We start from the raw sequence: 23,423 nt of genomic DNA, 5'->3' as shown, positions 1-23,423 counted from the left end.
TGAATTTGGTGAAGTATTAATTTATTTGCACAAATTAACTGCATACTTATGCTATAATATTTCCATTAATTTTTATCCACAATACAGTTGTTGCTTTCAGTTATTCTTCTTCTTCCAATACTTCTACTCTTCTTTCTAGTACTACCGATAACGCTTTTTATACCCCTGTAGTGCTTTTATGCTATTAATCAGAGATGTTATAAAAATGTCTTCTAATTAGAAGAGTATCAGTTATTACTGCCATTATTCTTAGGCTAGCATTGCTAGTTTTTACTATATGATTGCTCAATAGATCTTCCTGAATTGCTAAATCTGTCCAACTGTAACCATCCTTCATAGGATTAAGTACTTTGTTCTAGTACACTTACTGTGTATCTACATCATCTTTTTCATCGTTATTTATCTTGCTGTTTACTTATTTAATTTGTACTACTTAATCTTAGCTGCATACCAGAGGGACGTATTTTAGGGGCAATAGAACATACTGCAGACAATATTTTCTTCAACTAATGTTAATATACGTACACTCATTAACAAAAAATGAACAACTAAACATACATACCAAAAATAAGCTATCTCACTACAAAGATATAGTATATACATTATGAATTTTATTATCCGTATTAAGAAAAAATAAAACATAAAGTTCAATTCATTTGATATTTTTATGTGTATTGCTCATACTCTGTAAAGTATTGCTAGCTGTCTATACAGCCTCATTAGGTATTAACAATTGTTGCTGCAACGATAACGCTAGGGCAAATATTTAATCTCCTTGTTTCTGGATTATTCTACTGCTATTTTTGTTCTTCTTGATTTTATTGTGCAAACAGTACATTCATAAAACTTGTAGCTGCAGTTATCACTGCATACGGAGCAGTAATATGTCGACATACTGACTCTAAGTAAAGTATACAATTTGTATCTTATTTAAAAATACTTAACTAATATGATAACACTGTTTAAATAACTTACTTCATAGTTAATATATCATATAAATATTACCACTTAATCGCTGTCAGACTCTTCCCCTGCTAAAGATCTTTCTATTGCTTTCAGTATATCAGGCCTGATATGTTGTCCCCTATGTCTGGTGTGTCGTACAGCAGAAGTTGATGGCATATCCACTTCTGGAATGGTTGTGCTTATTGCTACTAAAGACGATGTGCCATCTAAATTAGATGAGGTGGAAGATTCACTACTAATTTCTAATGACGTATCTTCTTGTGAAACTACTGCTGACGTTTTTCTGACCATTAATTCAAATAAACTGCTAATATAATCATTATATACTGATAGAGTATTAACAAGTCTACATTCTCTGTTTTTACTTTCCTTTAATTCAGTATAATATTTACCTGCATTATCTTTTAATTGATCTTGTAATTTTTGCTCTTTATCTATAAGTGATATTGATTCTGATCGTGCTTTAATAATTTTTTGTACCATAACCAATGCAGTTTTATATTCCATATGAAGAAGTAAAGATGATACCTTATCTCTACTTTCAGCTACGAGCGTTTCTTGCTCCTTTATTTCTTCTAGATACGTACTCTGAAGTTGTAATTCTAGCAAATTAACTAGTAATTGTACTTGTGTGTCTAATTCACTTTCAATAGCCTCTGTTAGGCTACTCTGATGATTACTAAGCTTATCGGTTGCTGTTGTTGTAATTCTTGTTTCCGATGCCATTACCCTTTTTATTGCATCTTCTATTGATGCTTCTTCTTCTGCTATCGCTTTCTCTACTTTTGCTCTCGCTGCTCTTTCTGCTTCTTCTACTCTTGCCACCCCCTCTGCTATTACACTTTCTATTTCCATTTCTACTTCTTTCATTTGTGCTGCTAATGCTGCTTCTTCTATTCTTTTTTCTATTAATGCCACTGCTACTCCTACTGCCACTCCTTCTTCTACTACTTCCCCTAATAACTCCTCTGCTAGTAATTCCATTTCTTCTTTTTCTTTTAGTAACGCTACTTCTTCTAATTCTTTTTCTACTTTTTCCATTTCTTCTTCTGCTATTCCTTTTGCTATCAGTATTGCTATTTCTTCTTCTAATACCTCTAATACTATTTCCATTTCTTCTTTTTCTAATGCTACCTCTTCTTCCATTGAGTCTTCTACTACTGCTGCTATTTTTACTTCTTCTACCCTTTCCATTTCTGTTCCTACTTCCATTTCTTCTTCTGTTGCAGATGCCTCTCTTTCTTCTACTACCGCTGATACTTTTTCTCCTGACTCTTCTATTTCTTTTTCTGCTATTACTGATTCTACCGCCATTCCTTCTTTCATTATGTCTTCTATTACTGGTGATACTTTTACTTCTTCCACTCTTTCTATTTCTGTTCCTACTTCCATTTCTTCTTCTGTTGCAGATGCTACTCTTTCTTCTACTACTAATGTTACTTTTTTCCTCAGTTCTTCTGCATCTTTTTTAGCTACTTCCAATACAGTACTTTCTACCTCTTCCGGTTTTTCTGCGCTTCCTACCAGAGCTTTCATTAATGCCTCATTATATGCCATGAGAGCATCGTCTTTTTTTGCTTCTTCTCTGGTTGCTGTACTGGTTTCTTTTTCTAGTGCACTAAGTATTATGTTTTCCTGGGTTTCTAAAATTTGATTTGCTAAACTTAATGCAATGGAAGCCTGTGGTGTGCCATAAAACATACCCTGATGTATCGTGTTGTTTCCAGGGGGCATTCCAAGAGCTAGAGCTAAACTTGGCTCCAATTCTAATCCCTCTCCAGACGGGTCTGTGCTTTGATCCAAACTTAATGATGGTTGGGGGACTGTATTTGCAACATCTTGTCCATTGTTATCTTGTGAGCTACTTTTACTACCCGATGCTCTTTCCATACTCGGAGACCTTATTTTTCTTTGTGATAATCATAGACGCTGTGGACAAGTTACTCCATGATTCGAGCTTTATTTTTTATATTATCTAATATTTCATCAACGATATATGTACACTCACTCTGAGAAAAAACATGATCACAAAAGTATATATATCCACATTAACATTAAATACGTTTAACATACTGAGTTAGCAAAAGCCAGCTTTCAACTAGCATTGACCCTCATTCATTACTTTATATTATCTTTATTATCTTGCCGGCAGTAGAATTAGTTTTTTTATTAACTATTATGATTTTAATAATTCTTAAAATTTAGTTAATAGAGTAAAAAGCAATATGTAAAGTTGTATTTTTACTAAATTGTTTACATAAAAACAGGTAAATGTTTACAGTATTGAATATAACTATAGAAGATCAGTTTTATTTTCATCCATCCTTACCTTATAAAATTAGATAAAATGCTAATCCCTACTTCTTAATGAATATATGTTTCATACTTGGGCTTATTATATTCAGTCTCATAACTATAGTTTGCCATCCTAACATTATTTGCAATTAAACTCAGCAGAAGATTACTAACTACCAATATGGTTTCATCAAGCATTAACTATTGTTGCTATCTTACTACTTACCCGTAGACAGAACATATAATTGCTTATTGCTATGATTAGCTTTTTTCTTAAATTTCTTGTTGTTGATGCACATCTATATGCGGATGTGCTGGTTCTTGAAGAATAAAATACCAATGTCTGATTTATTTAGACAATTTGACAAACTTACAATGTAGTTCCAATAACACATTTGTTGGTAAAATATAACATTTACATTTATACACTTAGATAAAAATACTAAAGAGGTTAATGAGTCAAGTTAATACAAGAGCAAGAAAAATTAAGTACCAGATCGCTGTTCTACACTATATAAACATTACATTATTCAATAAGTATTGATCTTTGCTAGCTAAGATATTTTTAGTAGCTTGTATGAGTGGTATGTCATACATCTTGTACTTCTGAAGTTGATGGAATAACGACATTATGGTGTATTGTTACTAAAGACCACGATTACTAGAACGATGGCAGAAAGGATAAACTACATAATTTATTATGTATGATATTATGTTATTTCCAATATCGAATACTTTTTATATCACAAACTCTACAAGAAATAATTTTAAGAGAATTTTTTCTTTGTATTTCCCCCTCTATACTTTAATAGTACACTGTTTTTTGACACCATATCGATGCAAGTAAGTAGCCTACATATTGGCTTATATGTTCAACAGAGCCAACAATCTATATCGCCTGGATTCAATTTATTTCAATTCATGAGAGATTATACATTTCAATCATTTTGCTATTTACTCTGTAACCATTTTTCTTTATTTATATTATGGTAAGTATAATTGCACTTTGATCACTGTCTCTAATTCCACTTTCATAATTACTTACAATACACTTACTTAATGGCTGCACATGCAACAAAGACTTTTTACTCAGATTTGTTATTTTAGCTGATTTTGGGGACAAGGCATTACTCTTACGCAGGCTCTATTTTGTTCTTCTAAGTTACTCTCCTAAGATGCTACTTATTTATGGTTTTTCATTTGGCAACCCACATGACGATGAGTTATTACATACCTGACATACTTCTTAAGAAGGAACAAATAGCCACAGAATCACAACTGATTTTCCTTACTTTGGTAACTAAACATATTTACTTTAGAACCAGTATTACGCTCCGTAACATCAGTTAGTTTCAAGGGGAATCAATATATTTAGGATTTGGTCTCGGGTTTATTTTGTGTCCATAGTGCAAGGCTAAGGTAAGAACTTTCCCTCTTTTGTGTTTATTATTCCTCACTTTGTGATGCTATAATAAATTCCTCCTCCTCTGATCTCTCCATACCTTCTGGTGCCTCTAAGCTGTCGATTAGAGCGTCTACCAACGATGCATTAGATGCCATAAGAGAATCATAGTCATATGCTGCTTGTGCGTTATCAGGCCCTTCTATTGGTTGATTGAGAAGTAGACTCCTCTGAACTTCTAAAATTTGAGTTAATAAATCTAACACAACAGGAGCCATCATGCTGCCATAAAACATACTCCTAGACAGCATAGCACCAGGGGCTAACCCCAGCATTAGTGATAAATCTGCACACAGTATAAATCCCTCACCTTCTGCACCCTGTTCGAGTGGTGCTGGTGATCGTTGTCCTTGCGTATTTGCACCAGAGTGCATATCGCCGTTTTGGTAATTTTGCCCATTTGCACCACCCAATCCTCGTTCCATACGTATGGCCTTATTTTCTTGATCAACTGCAAATAGAGTTTTCCCCTAATAGTACTAAGCCTGATTTTTTATACTTAACATACTACGCACACACGTCTACTATGACAAAAAATACACATATTTACGCACATTACTGACCAACTACGGAGACACCGCAATCCATAGTGTGAATTTTATTGTCCATATTATAGCCACCATCAACAAACATTATTAAATTTAGTAAAAGCCTTTAAATGGAACTATCTCCATTTACTTACGTCACATCGTTATCATCATCTTTGCTGATTTGTTGGCAGTTTTATAAATTAATGTGATTTTCAAAATTTAGTTCAGTTAGAAAATAACGCATAAAATTGCAATTTTATTTATGTGAGTCATAATCCTCCTTATGGAAAGCAGCTGTTGATACAGACTATCTAGTGACAAACCGGCCCCGCACACTCCTCATCTTATATGATTATTAATATAAAGTGGTTATGTACATACCCTAATGGATTTCTGTCACATATTTAGCCTCAGCAGATTTACGTTCGGATCAGTGATTTCTACATATCGGTAATTGGTTGTATAGCTCTGGGATAATTAGAAGATTGTTAAACATAAATGATGTGTTTTCATAGGTTGTAGGCAGCTGTTGCTGTGGTGATGATACTGGAGCTGACATGTCACAGTAATTGATTAACTTATTCCGTGTTCTTTTACCAATTCATCGCAACCTATTGGAGGGTTGCGCTGCCGGTTGTACTTATTGTGTTTTTTTCTCAGACTCTGCCTTTAGGACACTTGCAGTCTTGCTAATGTTATCAATACGTCAACTCTGCATTGATGCACTTCTTTAGAAGAAGGTAGTAGTATTTACGTATTTAAACAATTGGACTGACAATGCAGTGCCGTTTTTGTTACGTGTAGGTCTGTTCTGTTTCTCTCTGGCCTTTCTTTAATCTATAATCATTTCTTGCATTAGTGCCTTACATTATTTACGTATGAACCAGAGTTGTACTTTTCAAATTAATTGCCTTCATGTTTCTAACTAATTATGAATATACGACATGAAAATGTTCTTCTTACATTATCTATGTTTCATTAACCTTGTTTTGTTGTTGAATTTGTTCCCCACATGTGCAAATTCAGGAAACGTAATAACCATGAGATTTGGTACCTGTCTACGTAACTTATTGCACTCTGAATTGATATCTCTATCATTTTATCATCGGATATAGGACCTATTACCACCCTTTGGCCACTTTTGCCTCAGAGATTCCTTTTCTCACATCCTTTCTTACATTCCACAGTGCTTTGTTTTTTTGACATTGTTGTCTTTACCTTTGTTTTTTGACCTGCCACCGGTATTGTAAATTTTTCCCGAATCTTTTCTTCCCTACCACTTATCATTTGTGCTTCCAGTGCCGCTAATCTATTGATTTTCTCTTCCTCTGATTCTTTTATTGTTGTTATTTCCGATGTTGTCTCTGCAGTAACTACTGTGCTATCTGATTTTCCCTTTTGTTGAGGCGTCTTTTTTTGCCCGCACTCTCACCTTTCCATTTACTGCTCCCGATTCTGTTTCTAAGTCTGAGTCTACTACTACTGTAGAAGATACTGCCGCTGTAGGTGCTTCTATACTACCCATTAGAGCTTTTATTAATTGTTCGTTAGTTGTTATAAGAGAAGCAATGTCTCCAAAATTAAAGCCAATTTCTTCTTGGGTTACAATACCGGCTCTTTCTAGTTTTTGATTGTGCAATAAACCTTCCCGAATTGCTGAAATCTTATTTACTATGTCTAAAATGTTGTGAGACTGTTGAGTGCCATGAAACGTACTCCGAAACAGCCTTTCACCAGGTTGAATTCCCAGCTCTATTGCTAAATCTGGTGTTAATATTAATCCTTCTTCCTCAGAGTCTATAGAACCATGTTTTGGCGTACTTTGGTACACTTGCCCGTAAATAGAACTCATATCCTCCTCTACCACTGTCGGTGCTACTGTAAGTGCAATTTTTCCATGCTATCCATCAGCGCTTGCATTGTTAACGCGTTAGATTCAAATAAGACTAAGAGATCAGCAATACTATTTTGAACGGCAGAACCAGTTCCATCATCTAATTTATGGCGAACTAGTACTTCCTGTTCGTCTAAAAGCTGAGCTACTAAATTTGATATATGAGAAGCCTGCGGTGTGCCATGAACATACTTAGAAACACATCTCACCAGGTTACATCCCCAATGATTGTGTCAAATGGGGTACCAATAGGAACCGGCAGATCATGCACCTTGTCTCGATACTAAAGCACTTGATTGTTTCGTCTGCTTATCTACCCTTCCTATAGACACCCTACTCAGGAGTACTTGCTTTACTACCCGAGCTTTATTCTTTATGTCCGATTAATCTTGCTGTTGAATTTGTTACACATGTAAGTCAGAAAATAGAACAACTACTAGATTTGGTAATTGCATTTTTGCTAGCCGGAAGAAGATAACATCTCCCATTGGCGCATATGCTGACATAACAATCACCTCTTCTATTAATTTTTATGCGCTACTCATTCTATTATCACTCATTTATACCGAGTACCCATTTGCATTGCCAATTCTTTTACCACTACTGCTTTCCTTGCTTATCTTTTTCTTCCTCCTTTTCCCTCTCTTTTTCTTCCAACAATGCTCTTATTCTTTCTAGTGCCTCTTCCCTCTGTCTGTCCTTCATCGCTTTTAATTCTTCTTTCGCTTTTTTTGCTGCTGCTTTTACTTCCGCTTTTTCCTCTCTTATTCTCTTCCTTTCCCTCTCTTTCTCTGCTTTTACTGCTGCCTCATTCTCCTGTCTTAATAATCTTATTCTTTCTCTTTCCCTCTCTCTCGCTGCTTCTGCTTCTGCTTTTAGCCTCGCTTTTGTCGCTTTTACTTCTGCTTTTCTACTCTCTGCCGCCGCTTTTCCTGCTGCTTTTATTCTTTCTCTTTCTATCCTAATAGCTTTCATTGCTGCATTTTCCCTTGCTTTACTTTCCGTTAGTGCTTTAACTATGGCTGCACTTCGTGCTTCTATTTCTTTCATTATATCCTCAGGTATGGAGGAACCTATCGCCACTCTTTTGCCACTTCTTACCTCATCCATTTTCTTTTCTTCTCTCCTTCTAGCCTTCGCCAGCAACTTTCTTTTTGTTTTCTCTTTTTCTTCATCTTCTTCCTCATCCTCCCCCTCCAGTGTTGCTAATTTTTCCATGGCCCTTTTTTCCGCATCACTTATCATTTTTGCTTCCAGTGCTGCCAATCTATTAGCTCTTTCTTCCTCTGATTCTTGTATAATTATTGTTATTTCCTTTGATGCCTCTTCACGCGCTTTCCTCAATGCAATCATTTCTTCTTCCTCTTTTACTTCTATAAGCTTTAGCTCTTCAGCCATCAGTAGCTCTCGTTCTATCAACAGCTCCAGCTCTATCTCCGTTGTTCTAACTCTAGCTCCCTCTAATTCTAATGCTAGTTCTATATCTTCTTCGCTTGTTCCAGCTCTTGCCTCTATTCTCAATCTATCTAGCTCTACAATTCTCTCTTCTATGTTCACCATCCTTTCTATCTCTCTCTCTCTCGTTATCAACTGCTCTAGTTCTGTTTCTCGTCTGCGAGCAGTTTCTATCATTGCTTTCGATTCTACTAGCCTTGAATTTATCTCCATCTGCCTTGCTCTTACTTCCTCTATCTCTTCCCCGCTTGCTCCTGTTGCCACTAGTTCTATCTCTTTTGTTAATAGTTCGTTCGTCTCTCGTTCTAGAGCTTCCGCCTCCTTCATTCTATCTGTTGCTCTTCTTAGCTCCTCCTCCATTACTATCCGTCTTGCTCTTACTTCTCCTAGCTCTACTGCACTTTCTCCAGCTCCTACTCTGTCTAATTCTATTTTTCTTGCTCTAACTTCATCTAGCTCTCTTCTCATCTCTTGCAAGCTTCTTGATGGTGTTAATCCCAGAATCGAACCTAATGCTTTCTTTTTCTCTGTAATTGCTCTTAACCTTTCATCAATTTCTGTCAGGCTTGGCGGTATTTCTATCCCTGGTCCTCTTGTGCCCACTCCTACCCTATTTTTTACTTCCCTTAGCTCTTTCTCTCTAAGTGTAGCCCTGCCTAGAGCTAATACTACCCCTTGTTCTACTCTTTCCTTTTCTAATCTAGCTTGAGATCTAGCTAATCTCTGATTTCTCTCTTCTTCCAATTTCTCCAGCATTCTTTTTTCTGATCCTGTTTCTGAGTCTGAATCTGTGCTTGAGCTTGAATCTACTACTGTATAAGGTACCGTACTCCGCCCTGATGCACCTGGGTCTTGCCAATGCGATGCACCTGGGTCTTGCCAATGCGATGCACCTGGGGCTTGCCCATGCGATGCACCTGGGTCTTGCCAATGCGATGCACCTGGGTCTTGCCAATGCGATGCACCTGGGTCTTGCCAATGCGATGCACCTGGGTCTTGCCAATGCGATGCACCTGGGGCTTGCCAATGCGATGCACCTGGGTCTTGCCAATGCGATGCACCTGGGTCTTGCCAATGCGATGCACTTGGGCCTTGCCCATGCGACGCACCTGGGGCTTGCCCATGCATAGCACCCACACCTCCTCCTATTATCAATGATGCAGGTGCTTCTATGCTACTCACCAGAGCTCGTATTACTCGTGCGTTATATCTAGCAAGACTAAGAGACTCAGACATGTCATGTTGAGTGCTAGAACTAGTTCCCTCTCCTAGTTGTCCACGGCGAAGCAGTGCTTCCTGTTTACTTAAAAGTTCATCCACCAGAGATGATATACAAGAAGCCCGTGGGGAGCCATAAAACATACTCTGAAATAACTTTTCACCAGGATGCATTCCCACCATTTGCGCTAAATGTGGGTCTAATATGAATCCTTCTTCCCCAGCAGATCTTGTACCTTGTTCTAATGCTAATGCACCTGATTGTTGCACTTGCCTATCTGAATTGTCTCCATCGTTGCCATTCAGACTACTTTCTCCACTACTTGTGCTACTTAATTTACGTTTCATTGGTATACGGCCCTTATTTTATTGTTTTTTTTCTTACTATCGGTGCCACACGCTGTGGGAAGGTTTCTCTGCAATTAACATCAAAACTTAATTCATATGTATCCTATTCTAAGAAAAACACCCCCAGCAAAAATACATGGGCTCACGCATTCTAAAAAAACTTCGTTAACTGTATAGATTAGATGAAGCACGATATCTAAGAGCTAGACGCAGCCTGTATCTGAATGGATATACAGCACACTCACCATGCTGGGTTAGTAAAAGCTTTCTTTCAACTAGTATTGCTACCTATATGTTGGCTTCAGTATTGTAACTATCTCTGTAGGTTTACTGATAGCTGATAGCTAGATTAAAAATATTTATCAATTAGCTCAACTTCAACAATTTTTCAAATCTAATTAATAAAAAATATAACATAAAAAATGTAATTTATTTGATACTTTTATTTGTACTTTTTAAGATTTTTTTATGAAATTTTTTGAAAAATACTCAAAATTTTGTTGTAAGCACGGAACATATCCAATATCACCGAGCAGATTGGTTAACTTTCAACTAACCTTGCTTCAGTATCTAAAGTTTAATAACCGCGCCTAGGCTCTAGTACATATATTTCTATACTCTGACTAATTGTTTTGTTGCCCCTATAACATAGCTATGGTCAGCAGAACATTATTAGCCACCAATGCAGTTCAATTAGTATATGTAGTTGTTGCTGTGGTGTTTAATAATTAACGTCGTTGATTATTAATTGCTACACTTCTGTGATATTACCCCGCTTCTTCACATCAATCGTGAGAGATTATAGCTAATTACTTCTTATCTACTTCTTCCCGGACTTTTTGTTCAGGTATCACTTTTAGGATAACTGCAGCTGTTACTAATCATCATTAATGGAGCAATTACTTGTGAATATATCTCATTTTGAATAGGCAATTCCTCAATACTGCCCTTTATAAAATAATTTAACAAACACAACAACGTTGTCTTAGTGATGTATTTGTTGATACAGTACTTATCCCACCCATTTGCGTACTATGGCTAGGATACTAAAGTAAACAGCGACTCAAAAATACTAGAAAAAATCTGACGTATATGGCTAAAAGAAGAACTTGATTGTCGTGTCAGTCTACCCACTCACCCTGCCTATAGTTGTCCTACTTGGGACCACTTGTGTTTTGTTCTTTATGCTTGATTAATCTTGCTGTTGAGTTTGTTCCAGATGTAAATCCAGGAAACGGTGTAACCACGGGATTTAGTACCTGTCTTTTTGCTGGCTGGAAGAAAGTAATGTTCCCCCATTAGCATGTCTGTTGGCACCATCAACAATTATCTCTTCTATTAATTCTTCTGAGCTATCTATTTTATTATAACTTATTTATACCGAATATCCATTTGCATTGCCAATTCTCTTGCTACTACTGCTTTCCCTGCTTATCTTTATCTTTTTCTTCCTCCTCTTCCCTCTCTGTTTCTGCCAACATTGCTCTTATTCTTTCTTGCATCTCTTCCCTTTGTCTATCCCTCATCGCTTTTAATTCGTCTCTCGCTGCTTTTTCTGCTGCTCTTCCCTTCTCTTTCGCTGCTTTTGCTGCCGCTCTTTCCCTCTCTCTCGCTGCTTTTTCTGCTGCTTTTAACCTTGCTTTTGCCTCCGCTTTTGCCACTCTTATTTCCTCTCTTTTTTTCTCTTTCGCTGCTCTTGCTGATGCTTTTACCCTCTCTTTTGTCGCTTCTATTTCTGCTTTTTTACTCTCTTCTGCCACTTTTTTTTCTGCTTTTACTCTCTCTCTTTCCTCTTTTGCTTCCCTCGCAGCTTTTACTTCCTCATCTTCCATTGCTTTACTTTCTATTAGTGCTTTAACTATGGCTGCACTTCGTTTTTCTATATCTCTCATTATGTTATCAGGTATGGAAGAACCTACCACCACTCTTTTGCCACTTCTTACCTCATCCATTTTCCTTTTTTCTCTCCTTCTAGCCTGCGCCAGCGCCATTTTTTTTGCTTTCTCTTTTTCTTCATCCTCCTCTTGTGTTGCGAATCTTTCCATGGCCCTCCTTTCCCCATCACTTATCATTTTTGCTTCCAGTGCTGCCAATCTATTAGCTCTCTCTTCCTCTGATTCTTCCATTATTATTATTTCCCCTGGTGTCTCTTCAGGCACTGCCCTCGATTTAATCTCTTCTTGTTTTTTCCTTTTTGCTTCTCTAAGTCTTAGCTCTTCAGCTATCATTAGCTCTCGTTCTATCGACAGCTCCAGTTCTAGCCCCCTTATTCTAACTCTCGTTCCCTCTAGCTCTAATGCTAGCTCTATCTCCTCTTCTGTTGCTCCAACTCTTGCTTCCGTTCTCAATCTATCTAGTTCTAAACCTCTCTCTTCTATGTCCACCATTCTCCCTAGTTCTCTCTCTCTCTCTCTCAATTGCTCTAGTTCTATTCCTCGTTCGCGAGCGTTTTCTACCACCGCTTCCGATTCTATTAGCCTTGAACTTATCTCCGCCTGCCTTGTTTTTACTTTCTCTATCTCTTCCTCGCTTGCTCCTGTTGCCTCTAGTTCTACCTCTTTTTCTAACAGTTCATCCGTCTCTCGTTCTAGAGTTTCCACCTCCGCCACTCTATCTCTCGCTCTTTCTAGTTCCCCCTCTATTATTTGCTGTCTTGCTCTCACTTCTACTAGCTCTGCTGCACTTTCTCCAACTCCCACCCTGTCTAATTCTATTTTTTTTACTTTAACTTCCTCTAGCTTTCCTCTCATCTCTTGCAAGTTTCCTAATGATGCCACTCCCAGAACCGAACCTAATGTTCTCTTTTTCTCTGTAACTATTATTAACTCTTTACCAATTTCTCTCAGGCTTGACGGCATCGCTACCCCTGGTTCTCTTGTGCCCACTCCTACCCTATTTTTTACTTCCCTTAGATCTTTCTCTCTAAGTTTAGCCGTACATAGAGCTAATACTACCCCTTGTTCTGCTTTTTTCCTTTCTAATCTAGCTTGAGACCTAGCCAATCTCCGACTTCTCTCTTCTTCCAATTCCGCTAGCGTTCTGCTTTCTGATTCTGAATCTGAGTTTGAATCTACTACTACAGAAGGTACTGTCTCTGTATGTCCTTCTATGCTAGCCATCAGAGCTGCTAATAATTCTTCGTTAGTTGCTATAAGAGAAGCAGTATTTCCGTAACCAAGTCTACTTTCTCCTTGGGTCATAACACCAGCTCTTTCTAGTTCTTGATTGCGCAATAAATCTCCCTGAATTCCGGAAAGATGATCTATCATTCCTAGCACGACACGAGACTGTTGTGTGCCATGAAACATACCTCGAAACAGCCCTTCCCCAGGCTGCATTCCCAGAGCTGATGCTAAATACGGTTCCAACACGAATCCTGTATCAGAGTCTATAGTACTCCGTCCTGGAGGTGCACTTGGTCCTTGCCAATGCGATGCACCTGGGTCTTGCCAATGCGATGCACCTGGGTCTTGCCAATGCGATGCACCTGGGTCTTGCCAATGCGATGTACCTGGGTCTTGCCAATGCGATGTACCTGGGTCTTGCCAATGCGATGTACCTGGGTCTTGCCAATGCGATGCACCTGGGTCTTGCCAATGCGATGCACCTGGGGCTTGCCAATGCGATGCACCTGGGTCTTGCCAATGCGATGCACCTGGGTCTTGCCAATGCGATGCACCTGGGGCTTGCCAATGCGATGCACCTGGGTCTTGCCAATGCGATGCACCTGGGTCTTGCCAATGCGATGCACTTGGGCCTTGCCCATGCGACGCACCTGGGGCTTGCCCATGCATAGCACCCACACCTCCTCCTATTATCAATGATGCAGGTGCTTCTATGCTACTCACCAGAGCTCGTATTACTCGTGCGTTATATCTAGCAAGACTAAGAGACTCAGACATGTCATGTTGAGTGCTAGAACTAGTTCCCTCTCCTAGTTGTCCACGGCGAAGCAGTTCTTCCTGTTTACTTAAAAGTTGATCCACCAAATCTGATATATAAGGAGCCCGTGGGGAGCCATAAAACATACTACGAAACAACTTTTCACCAGGCAGCATTCCCATAATTTGCGCTAAATGTTGATCTAATGGGAATCCTTCCTCCTCAGCAGATCCTGTACTTTGTTCTAATTCTAATGCACTTGATTGTTGCACTTGACCATTTGAACTGCCTCCATCGTTGCCATTCAGACTACTTTCTCCACTACTTGTGCTACTTAATTTACGTTTCATTGGTATACAGCCCTTATTTTATTGTTTTTTTTTCTTACTATCGGTACATGTATGCTGTGGGAAGGTTTCTCTACAATTAACATCAAAACTTAGCTTATACCTACCCCTAAGAGAAAAAATCCCCCAACAAAAATACATGGGCTCACGCATTTTAAAAAAACTTTGTTAACTGTATAGATAAAGATAAAGTACGACATCCAAGAGCCAGACGTAGCCTGTATCTGAATGTACATACAGTACACTCACCATGCTGGGTTAGTAAAAGCTTTCTTTCAACTAGTATTGCTACCTATATATTGGCTTCAGTATTGTAACTATCTTTGTAGGTTTACTGATCGCTGATAGCTAGATTAAAAATATTTATCAATTAGCGCAGCTTCAACAATTTTTCGAATCTAATTAATAATTATTTAACATAAAAAACTGTAATTTATTTGATACTTTTATGTGTACTTTTTAAGATTTTTTATGAAATTTTTTTGAAAAATACCCGAAATTTTAGTATAAGCATGAAACATATACAATATCACCAAGAGCAGATTGGTTAACTTTCAACTAACCTTGCTTCAGTATCTAAGGTTTAATAACCGCGCCTAGGCTCTAGCACAATTTCTATACTCTGACTAATTGTTTGTTGCCCCTACAATGTAGCTATGGTCAGCAGAACATTATAGCTACCAATGCAGTTCAATTAGTATATGTAGTTGTTGCTGTGGTGTTAATAATTAACGTCGCTTATTATTAATTGCCATGCTTCTGTGATATTACCCCGCTTCTTCACATCAATCGTAGGGGATTATAGCTAATTACTTCTTATCTACTTCTTCCAAAACTTTTTATTCAGGTATCGCTTTTAGGATAGCTGCAGCTGCTACTAATCATCATTAATGGAGCAATTACTTGTGAATATATCTTATTTTGAATAAGCAATTACTCAATACAGCCCTTTATAAAATAATCTAACAAACACAACAAAGTTGTCTTAATAATGTATTTGTTGATGTAGTACTTATTCCACCCATTTGCGTACTATGACTAAGATACTAAAGTAAACAGTAACTCAAACATACTAGAAAAAATCTGACGTTATGTACACTATTATGTACTAGATGGAGATAAATTTCGTCCTAGCCCCTAACAATAGTTTTCTACTTTCTTTGCTAGGGATCTTACCTTACTCTAATGTAGTAAATATTAGGCGGCGTAAGTGAATTAAAATGTGATGTAATAACAACCCTTTTGTCCTGGAAGATGCTGCATACTCTGTTTTGATACTAAAGAAGAACTTGATTGTCGTGTCAGCCTACCCACTCACCCTGCCTATAGTTGTCCTACTTGGGACCACTTGTGTTTTGTTCTTTACGCTTGATTAATCTTGCTGTTGAGTTTGTTCCAGATGTAAACCCAGGAAACGGTGTAACCACGGGATTTAGTACCTGTCTTTTTGATGGCTGGAAGAAAGTAAAAGTAATGTTCCCCCATTAGCACGTCTGTTGGCACAATCAACAATTATCTCTTCTATTAATCTTCTGAGCTATTTATTTTATTATAACTTATTTATACCGAATATCCATTTGCATTGCCAATTCTCTCGCTACTACTGCTTTCCCTGCTTATCTTTATCTTTTTCTTCCTCCTTTTTCCTCTCCATTTGTGCCAATAATTCCCCTACTCTTGCTGCTATATACTCCTTTTTCTTCTTCTTCACTGCCCCTAATTCTTCTTTAGCTGCTTTTCTCTCCGCTCTTGCTTCTTCTTCTAGCTTTGCTTTTTCCACTCTCATTTCTGCTTTTCTCTTTGCTTTTGCCTCTCTTAATTCTGCTTCTCTACTCTTTTTCTCCGCTTTTTCTGCTGCTTTTATTCTCTCTTTTTCCACTCGCTCTTTCACTATAGCTGCGCTTCGTATTTCTATCTCTTTCATTATATTCTCAGGTATGGAACCTATTACCACTCTGCTGCCACTTTTTGCCTCAGCTACTTTTTCTCTCTCTCTGTGTTTGGCTTTTGACAGCGCTATGATTTTTGCTCTTAATATTCCTACATCTTCTTCCTTTTCACCCTGTATTAAAAATTTTTCCGTAACCTTTACTTCACTATGCCTTATCATTATCTCTTCCAGTGCCGCTAATTTATTGGCTCTCTCTTCCTCTGATTTTTCTACTACTATTATTTTCTGTGATATCGTGTCTTCACTTTTACTTTTCATTTCGAGCACTTTTCCCCTATATCTTGCTTCTTCCTCTTCCATTAGGCTTCTAAGTATCCCTGCGCCCACTGGATCTGGAGATCTTATTCTTGTCGCTTCCTCTTCATTTGGTACTCTACATTTCATTTTTCCTTCTTCCAATTTCGCTAGCGTTCTTTCTTCCAATTCTGTTTCTGAGTTTGAGCTTGAGTCTACTACTGTGGGAGGTGTTGTCTCTGCAGGTGCTTCTATGCTAGCCATCAGAGCTTGCAATGATTCTTCGTTGGTTGCTATAAGGGCAGTAGTATCTTTGAAACTAAGACTAATTTCTCCTTGTGTTACAACACCGGCTCTTTCTAGTTCTTGATTGCGCAACAAATCTTTCTGAATTTCTGAAAGTTGATTTATCATTCCTAGTACTACATGAGACCATTGTGTGCTATGAAACATACCTCGAAATAGTCTTTCTCCAGGCTGCATTCCTAGAGCTGATGCTAAATATGGTGACAACATGAACCCTGCCTCATAGTCTATAGCGCTCTGTCCTGATGTACTTGGATCTTGCGTATACGGTGGTGCGCTCGGGTTTTGCCAATACGTAGTATTCCCTTCTACTGCCACTGCCGGTACTACTTGAAGTTGAGGTGCTTCTATACCATGAAGTCGAGGTGCTTCTATGCTATCTAGAAGCGCTCGTATCGTTATCTCGTTAGAATCCATAAGAGCAGAATCACGATCGCTATCGCTAGATTGGGCGGCATAACTAGTTCCCTCTCCTGATGCACGACTATCCTGATGCACGACTAATTAGTGCTTCACGTTCTTCTAAAAGTTGAGCTGCCAAACCCGATACAAGAGGGGCTTGTGATGTACCATAAAACATACTTCGAAATATACTGTCACCAGGACGCATTCCCAATGATTGTGCTAAATGTGGAGGTAATACAAATCCTCCAGCATCAACAGATATTGTACTTTGTTCTGATTCTAACAAACTTGATGATTGTGCTTGCTCATCCACACTGCCTTGCGTGTAATCACCCTCAGTGTTACTTGCTTCACTACTACTTAATTTTCTTTTCATTGGTACAAAAGCCCCTATTTTCTTTTTTCTCTTCTTCTATTGATGCCACACGCTGTAAACAGATCTGCCTACATGTAATGTCGAGCTTGTTTTTTTAAATTTAATATGCCTTTTAGAACACATTTGACCACACTAATGAAAATATCACCAAAAAATATACAGATTCACGCACATATGAAAGAAACAACTTTATCAACTAACAGAGACTAGTAACCATGAATTAGATTTAACTACATCTAATAAGCACAGACCTGTCATGCTGAGTTAGTGAAAGCTCTTCTTCAACTAGTATTGCCCCGCACACATTAGATTCAGTTATTGCAACTATCTTTGCAGGATTACCTACTAAGAGATTATGAGTCTTTATTAATTAGTGTAGTTTTCTCAATTTTTTGAATTTTGAATCTAATTTATAAAAGAAAAACGCGATATAAACACTGTAATTTATTTGATATTTTTATGTGTACCTCTAAATATTTTTCATGTAATTATCATCAATACTAAAAGAGTAATTGTTGTTTAAATACATCTACATCTAATAGCATCAGCAGCAGATTAGTTAACTTATTAACTAATCTTACTTCAGTATCTAAAGCACCGTACCTACACTTTAATACATATGTCTTTATACTCCGATTAATTGTCTGTTGCTCCCATAATGCAACCATGGTCCAGCCGAACACCACTAGCTACCAATATAGTTTCATTGGTGTACGTGCTTGTCAGTATGGCGTGTAATGATTAAACTCCGTTGATTATTAATTGCATCTCCCTTGTGATATTTTTCTGCTAATTTACAGCAAATGCAAGTGATTACTTCTAGCTTTCCTTATTCTATAGCCTCTTGTTCAGGTATTGCCCTTAGGATAACTACAATCGTCACGGATCATTGTTAATGAAGCAGCTACGCGCCGACATACATGATTTTGAACAAGTAATCACCCAAAACTGTGCTTTATTAAATAATTTAACAAACACAGCAATACTTTTTTAATAATGTAACTGTCGATATGGAAACTACCCCTTCTGGGTGCCATGACAAAAATACTAAAGTAGTACAATTACTTAATCTGATAACAAGAAAAAAATAACGGTAGGTACACTACTCTACACCAGATAAACTCATCCTAACTCATACAGAATAATAGTGATCTAGGTTGGACGCTACTTAGCAATGAGGTTACTGCACGTAAAAATCTTAACCACACAAGTCCTATTGACCAGATTGTAATGGATTATCAGGTAAGAATAAACAACACCGCTCTTGTAGTGCCTATTTTTATATTTTATGGGATACATCAACCAACCAGACAACAAATGCCCTCCAGAAATTAGTCTTGAACTTTGCTCCAATTATCTATCTAAAACAAATTTCCAATCCATACACCTGTATTATTCGTGATGTTTTACTATGCTGTTTTGTTGCCAGATATGTTTTTTTATACGTTAACTATTATTAAACTGACAAGCTTCATAACAGAATATACACCAGACTATATAGGACCGTACTAAACGACATTTTTATGTGCCCAAAATCAATCGCAAGTACGCAATCTACCCTCGCCGAGACTACGTATAAGTGTATTATCATTACGTCTAGAAATTTACTCTAATGAAACCAATTATCAAACAACACTTTGCCAAGTTACACTATTATTACTAGAGATAGATTTACACTCAATTGCAATTCCTCCGCCCTAGGATTACGTAACCCATCTTAGTGCTATTGGAAAGTGCATTGCCCTTGGATGCAACCACTATCCTACTGTTATTTTACAACTGACTACCTAACTTACATAAGTGACTTGGTATTTGTATCGCGAGGGTAGCATCCTTATATTTTATGTAGCCTAATACAGTAAAGACTTCATCTAACACCCACTCTCACTACGAATTTTATATTTCTTATATTACTGTTCCTTCCTGTATCTATCATTTTCATCGCTAATTTTTCTATTCACTATCTCCTGCACCATTTCTAATCCTGATCTTGCTATCCGGTACTTAGTCTATCTAACTCTAGAACTAGTATCTTCGCTCTTAATCTTGCTGTCGATAACTCTATCCTCAGTTTTAGCTCTTTTATTTTTTCTAGAGATCTATTCCTATTTAGCTCTTTCATTTTATCTTTTTTCTCCTCTATCTCTGACGCTGTTGCTCCCGATATCATTCTACCTGCCATTATCTCTCTATCTAGATTCATCGAGCATACTCTCACCCGATCCAATTCTAGACCTAGGTTTTGCTCTTGCGTTCTTACTAATCTTAGTTCTAACTCTAGATCTCCCCTGGTTGCTGCTGTTCTTGTTCCCTCTCCCACTTCTCTAGATCTCTCTAATCCTATAGCTCTCTCTAGTTCCAGCTCTAGCACTCTAATATTCATTTTCATCTCTCTTTCTTCCGCTAGCTCTCTTCTCATTCTTGCTGATCTCTCCTCTACTAGAGCCCTTGTTCTTTCCGCATTTTCTCTCCTTAATCTTTCTCTTGCCGCTTTTTCTTCTAGTGCTAACCTATCTCTTGCCTTTCTCTCCCTCTCTACTTTTGCTACTTTTGCTCTTTTTGTCTCCGCGCGTGCGCTCTCTATCTCTGCTATATCTCTACTTAATCTTTCTTTTACCGCTTCTTCTTCTAGTGCTAACCTCTCTTTTGCCTTTCTCTCCCTCTCTACTTTTGCTACTTTTGCTCTTTCTGCCTCCGTTCTCTCTATCTCTGCTATAGCTTCCTGTCTTTCTCTTTCTATTTTTTCCCTCCTTGCTATCTCTTGCTCTTCATCTAACCTCTTAATTAGTTCTTCGTTTCTAATTATCTCTCTTCCTCTAGCTTCCTTAAGCTCTGTCTCCATGGATATCAGCAGCTCTAGTTCTATCGACAGCTCCAGCTCTAGCTCCCTTATTCTAACTCTAGCTCCCTCTAATTCTAATGCTAGCTCTATCTCTTCTTCGCTTGCTCCAGCTCTTGCTTCTATTCTCAATCTATCTAGCTCTAAACTTCTCTTTTCTATGTCCACCACCCTCTCTATCTCTCTCTCTACCAATCTCTCCAGCTCTACTTCTAGCTCGCGAGAGCTTACTATTATTGTACTCGATTCTGCTAGCCTTGAATTTATCTCCGTCTGTCTTGCTCTTATTTTTTCTATCTCTTCCTCGCTTGCTCCTGTTGCCTCTAGTTCTATCTCTTTTGCTAATAGTTCCTCCGTCTCTTGTTCTAGAGCTTCCACCTCCTCCATTCTACCTCTTGCTATTCTTAGTTCCCTCTCTATTATTTGCTGTCTTTCCCTCACTTCTCCTAACTCTACTGCACTTCCTCCAACTTCCACTCTGTCTAATTCTGTTTTTCTTACTCTAACTTCATCTAGCTCTCTTCTCATTTCTTGCAAGTTTCTTGATGGTGTCAATCCCAGAATTGAGCTTATTTCTTTCCTTTTCTCTGTAACTGCTTTTAACCCTCTATAAATTTCTATCAGGCTTGGCGGTATCTCTACCCCTAGTCCTCTTGTACCTACTCCTACCCTATTTTTTACTTCCATTAGACTTGTCTCTCTGAGTTTAGCCGCACGTAGAGCTAATACCACCCCTTGTTCTACTTTTTCCTTTTCTAATCTAGCTTGAGATCTAGCCAATCTCAGATTTCTCTCTTCTTCCAATTTATCTAGCGTTCTTCTTTCTAATTCTGTTTCTGAGTCTGAATCTGAGTTTGAGCTTGAATCTACTACTATAGAAGGCACTGTCTCTGTAGGTCTTTCTATGCTAGCCATCAGAGCTTCTAATAATTCTTCGTTAGTTGCTATAAGAGAAGAAGTATCTTCGAAACTAAGACCAAATTCTCCTTGGGTCATAACACCAGCTCTTTCTAGTTCTCGATTGTGTAACAAATCTCTCTGAATTTCGGAAAGATGATTTATCATTTCTAGCACGACACGAGACTGTTGTGTGCCATGAAACATACCTCGAAATAGCTTTTCCCCAGGCCGCATTCCCAGAGTTGACGCTAGATATGGTGCCAATATGAACCCTGCATCAGAGTCTATAGTACTATGCCCTGGTGCACTTGGTCCTTGCCAATGCGGTGCACTTGGTCCTTGCCAATGCGGTGCACTTGGTCCTTGCCAATGCGGTGCACCTGGGTCTTGCCAATGCGATGCACCTGGTTGCCCATACACAGCACCCACACCTCCTCCTGTTATCACTGATGTAGGTGCTTCTATGCTACTCACCAGAGCTCGTATCACTCGTGCGTTATATTTAGCAAGACTAAGAGACCCAGACATGTCGTGTTGAGTGCTAGAACTAGTTCCCTCTCCTAGTTGTCCACGGCGAAGCAGTTCTTCCTGTTTACTTAAAAGTTGATCCACCAAATCTGATATATAAGGAGCCCGTGGGGAGCCATAAAACATACTCCGAAACAACTTTTCACCAGGCAGCATTCCCATAATTTGCGCTAAATGTTGATCTAATGGGAATCCTTCCTCCTCAGCAGATCTTGTGCTTTGTTCTAATTCTAATGCACTTGATTGTTGTACTTGCCTACCTGAATTTCCTCCATTGTTATCATTCAGACTACTTTCTCCACTACTTGTGCTACTTAATTTACGTTTCATTGGTATACAGCCCTTATTTTATTGTTTTTTTTCCTACTATCGGTACTGTGGGAAGGTTTCTCTACAATTAACATCAAAACTTAGCTTATACCTACCCCTAAGAGAAAAAATCCCCCAACAAAAATACATGGGCTCACGCATTTTAAAAAAACTTTGTTAACTGTATAGATGAAGCACGACATCTAAAAGCTAGACGTAGCCTGTATCTGAATGGATATACAGTACACTAACCATGCTGGGTTAGTAAAAGCTTTCTTTCAACTAGTATTGCTACCTATAATATATTGGGCTAAGTATTGTAATTATCTTTGTAGGTTTACTGATAGCTAACAGCTAGATTAAAAAAATATTCATCAATTAGCGCAGCTTCAACAATTTTTCAAATCTAATTAATAAAAAATACTCAAAATTTTGTTGTAAGCACGAAACATATCCAATATCACCGAGCAGATTGGTTAACTTTCAACTAACCTTGCTTCAGTATCTAAAGTTTAATAACCGCTCCTACGTTCTAGTACGTGTATTTCTATACTCTGACCAATTGTTTGTGCCCCTACAATGTAGCTATGGTCAGCAGAACATTATAGCTACCAATGCACTTCAATTAGTATATGTAGTTGTTGCTGTGGTGTTAATAATTAACGTCGCTTATTATTAATTGCCATGCTTCTGTGATATTACCCCGCTTCTTCACATCAATCGTAGGGGATTATAGCTAATTACTTCTTATCTACTTCTTCCAAAACTTTTTATTCAGGTATCGCTTTTAGTATAGCTGCAGCTGCTACTAATCATCATTAATGGAGCAATTACTTGTGAATATATCTTATTTTGAATAAGCAATTACTCAATACAGCCCTTTATAAAATAATCTAACAGACACAACAACGTTGTCTTAGTAATGTATTTGTTGATATAGCACTTATCACACCCATTTACGTACTATGACTAGGATACTAAAGTAAACAGTAACTCAAATATACTAGAAAAAATCTGACGTTACGTACACTATTATGTACCAGATGGAGATAGATTTCGTCCTAGCCCCTAACAATAGTTGCCTACTTTCTTTGCTAGGGATATTGCTCTAATGTAGTAGGCGGCGTAAGTGAATTAAAATGTGATGTAATAGTAACCCTTTTGTCTTGGAAGATGCT

Annotated in this window: 9 protein-coding genes; all 9 read right to left on the bottom strand. The window is 37.9% G+C overall.

Annotated elements, in window-relative coordinates:
- Nucleotides 1-1,008 precede the first annotated feature (1,008 nt).
- The gene (locus A6733_RS08400; protein ID WP_141663475.1) at nt 1,009-2,856 is read right to left on the bottom strand and encodes a hypothetical protein; all 1,848 of its coding nucleotides are present in this window, start codon (nt 2,854-2,856) and stop codon (nt 1,009-1,011) included.
- 1,851 nt (nt 2,857-4,707) lie between these two features.
- Entirely contained in the window at nt 4,708-5,148 is a 441-nt protein-coding gene (locus tag A6733_RS05870; RefSeq protein WP_092460677.1) for a hypothetical protein, read from the bottom strand.
- A gap of 1,486 nt (nt 5,149-6,634) precedes the next feature.
- Nucleotides 6,635-7,105, bottom strand: a complete 471-nt coding sequence (locus tag A6733_RS05865) for a hypothetical protein (protein ID WP_141663474.1) — start codon at nt 7,103-7,105, stop codon at nt 6,635-6,637.
- Between the two features lie 23 nt (nt 7,106-7,128).
- On the bottom strand, nt 7,129-7,356 hold the full coding sequence (locus tag A6733_RS05860; RefSeq protein WP_092403823.1) for a hypothetical protein: 228 nt from the start codon (nt 7,354-7,356) through the stop codon (nt 7,129-7,131).
- A gap of 391 nt (nt 7,357-7,747) precedes the next feature.
- Nucleotides 7,748-10,168 carry a hypothetical protein gene (locus tag A6733_RS05855; RefSeq protein ID WP_092460672.1) on the bottom strand — a complete coding sequence of 807 codons (2,421 nt, stop codon included), beginning with the start codon at nt 10,166-10,168 and terminating at the stop codon, nt 7,748-7,750.
- 1,415 nt (nt 10,169-11,583) lie between these two features.
- The gene (locus A6733_RS09425) at nt 11,584-14,400 is read right to left on the bottom strand and encodes a hypothetical protein (protein ID WP_242641602.1); all 2,817 of its coding nucleotides are present in this window, start codon (nt 14,398-14,400) and stop codon (nt 11,584-11,586) included.
- A 1,597-nt stretch (nt 14,401-15,997) separates the two neighbouring features.
- Nucleotides 15,998-17,386, bottom strand: a complete 1,389-nt coding sequence (locus A6733_RS05840; protein ID WP_092460670.1) for a hypothetical protein — start codon at nt 17,384-17,386, stop codon at nt 15,998-16,000.
- Nucleotides 17,373-17,669, bottom strand: coding sequence for a hypothetical protein (locus tag A6733_RS05835; protein WP_092415338.1), 297 nt, complete (start codon nt 17,667-17,669; stop codon nt 17,373-17,375). The genes A6733_RS05840 and A6733_RS05835 overlap by 14 nt, the downstream gene beginning before the upstream one ends.
- Nucleotides 17,670-19,662: 1,993 nt before the next feature.
- Nucleotides 19,663-22,266, bottom strand: a complete 2,604-nt coding sequence (locus A6733_RS05830; protein WP_092411615.1) for a coiled-coil domain-containing protein — start codon at nt 22,264-22,266, stop codon at nt 19,663-19,665.
- Nucleotides 22,267-23,423 lie beyond the last annotated feature (1,157 nt).

This window comes from Candidatus Ichthyocystis sparus (assembly GCF_900078745.1).
Classification (GTDB): domain Bacteria; phylum Pseudomonadota; class Gammaproteobacteria; order Burkholderiales; family 2013Ark19i; genus Ichthyocystis; species Ichthyocystis sparus.
The sequence above is the reverse complement of the archived record's forward strand: the minus strand, read 5'-3'. Positions and strand labels throughout refer to the sequence as shown.

Excerpts from the sequence above, each read along its gene's own strand:
- A6733_RS08400 (WP_141663475.1), bottom strand. The coding sequence starts at position 2,856 with ATGGAAAGAGCATCGGGTAGTAAAAGTAGCTCACAAGATAACAATGGA.
- A6733_RS05870 (WP_092460677.1), bottom strand. The coding sequence starts at position 5,148 with ATGGAACGAGGATTGGGTGGTGCAAATGGGCAAAATTACCAAAACGGC.
- A6733_RS05865 (WP_141663474.1), bottom strand. The coding sequence starts at position 7,105 with ATGAGTTCTATTTACGGGCAAGTGTACCAAAGTACGCCAAAACATGGT.
- A6733_RS05855 (WP_092460672.1), bottom strand. The coding sequence starts at position 10,168 with ATGAAACGTAAATTAAGTAGCACAAGTAGTGGAGAAAGTAGTCTGAAT.
- A6733_RS09425 (WP_242641602.1), bottom strand. The coding sequence starts at position 14,400 with ATGAAACGTAAATTAAGTAGCACAAGTAGTGGAGAAAGTAGTCTGAAT.
- A6733_RS05835 (WP_092415338.1), bottom strand. The coding sequence starts at position 17,669 with ATGAAAAGAAAATTAAGTAGTAGTGAAGCAAGTAACACTGAGGGTGAT.
- A6733_RS05830 (WP_092411615.1), bottom strand. The coding sequence starts at position 22,266 with ATGAAACGTAAATTAAGTAGCACAAGTAGTGGAGAAAGTAGTCTGAAT.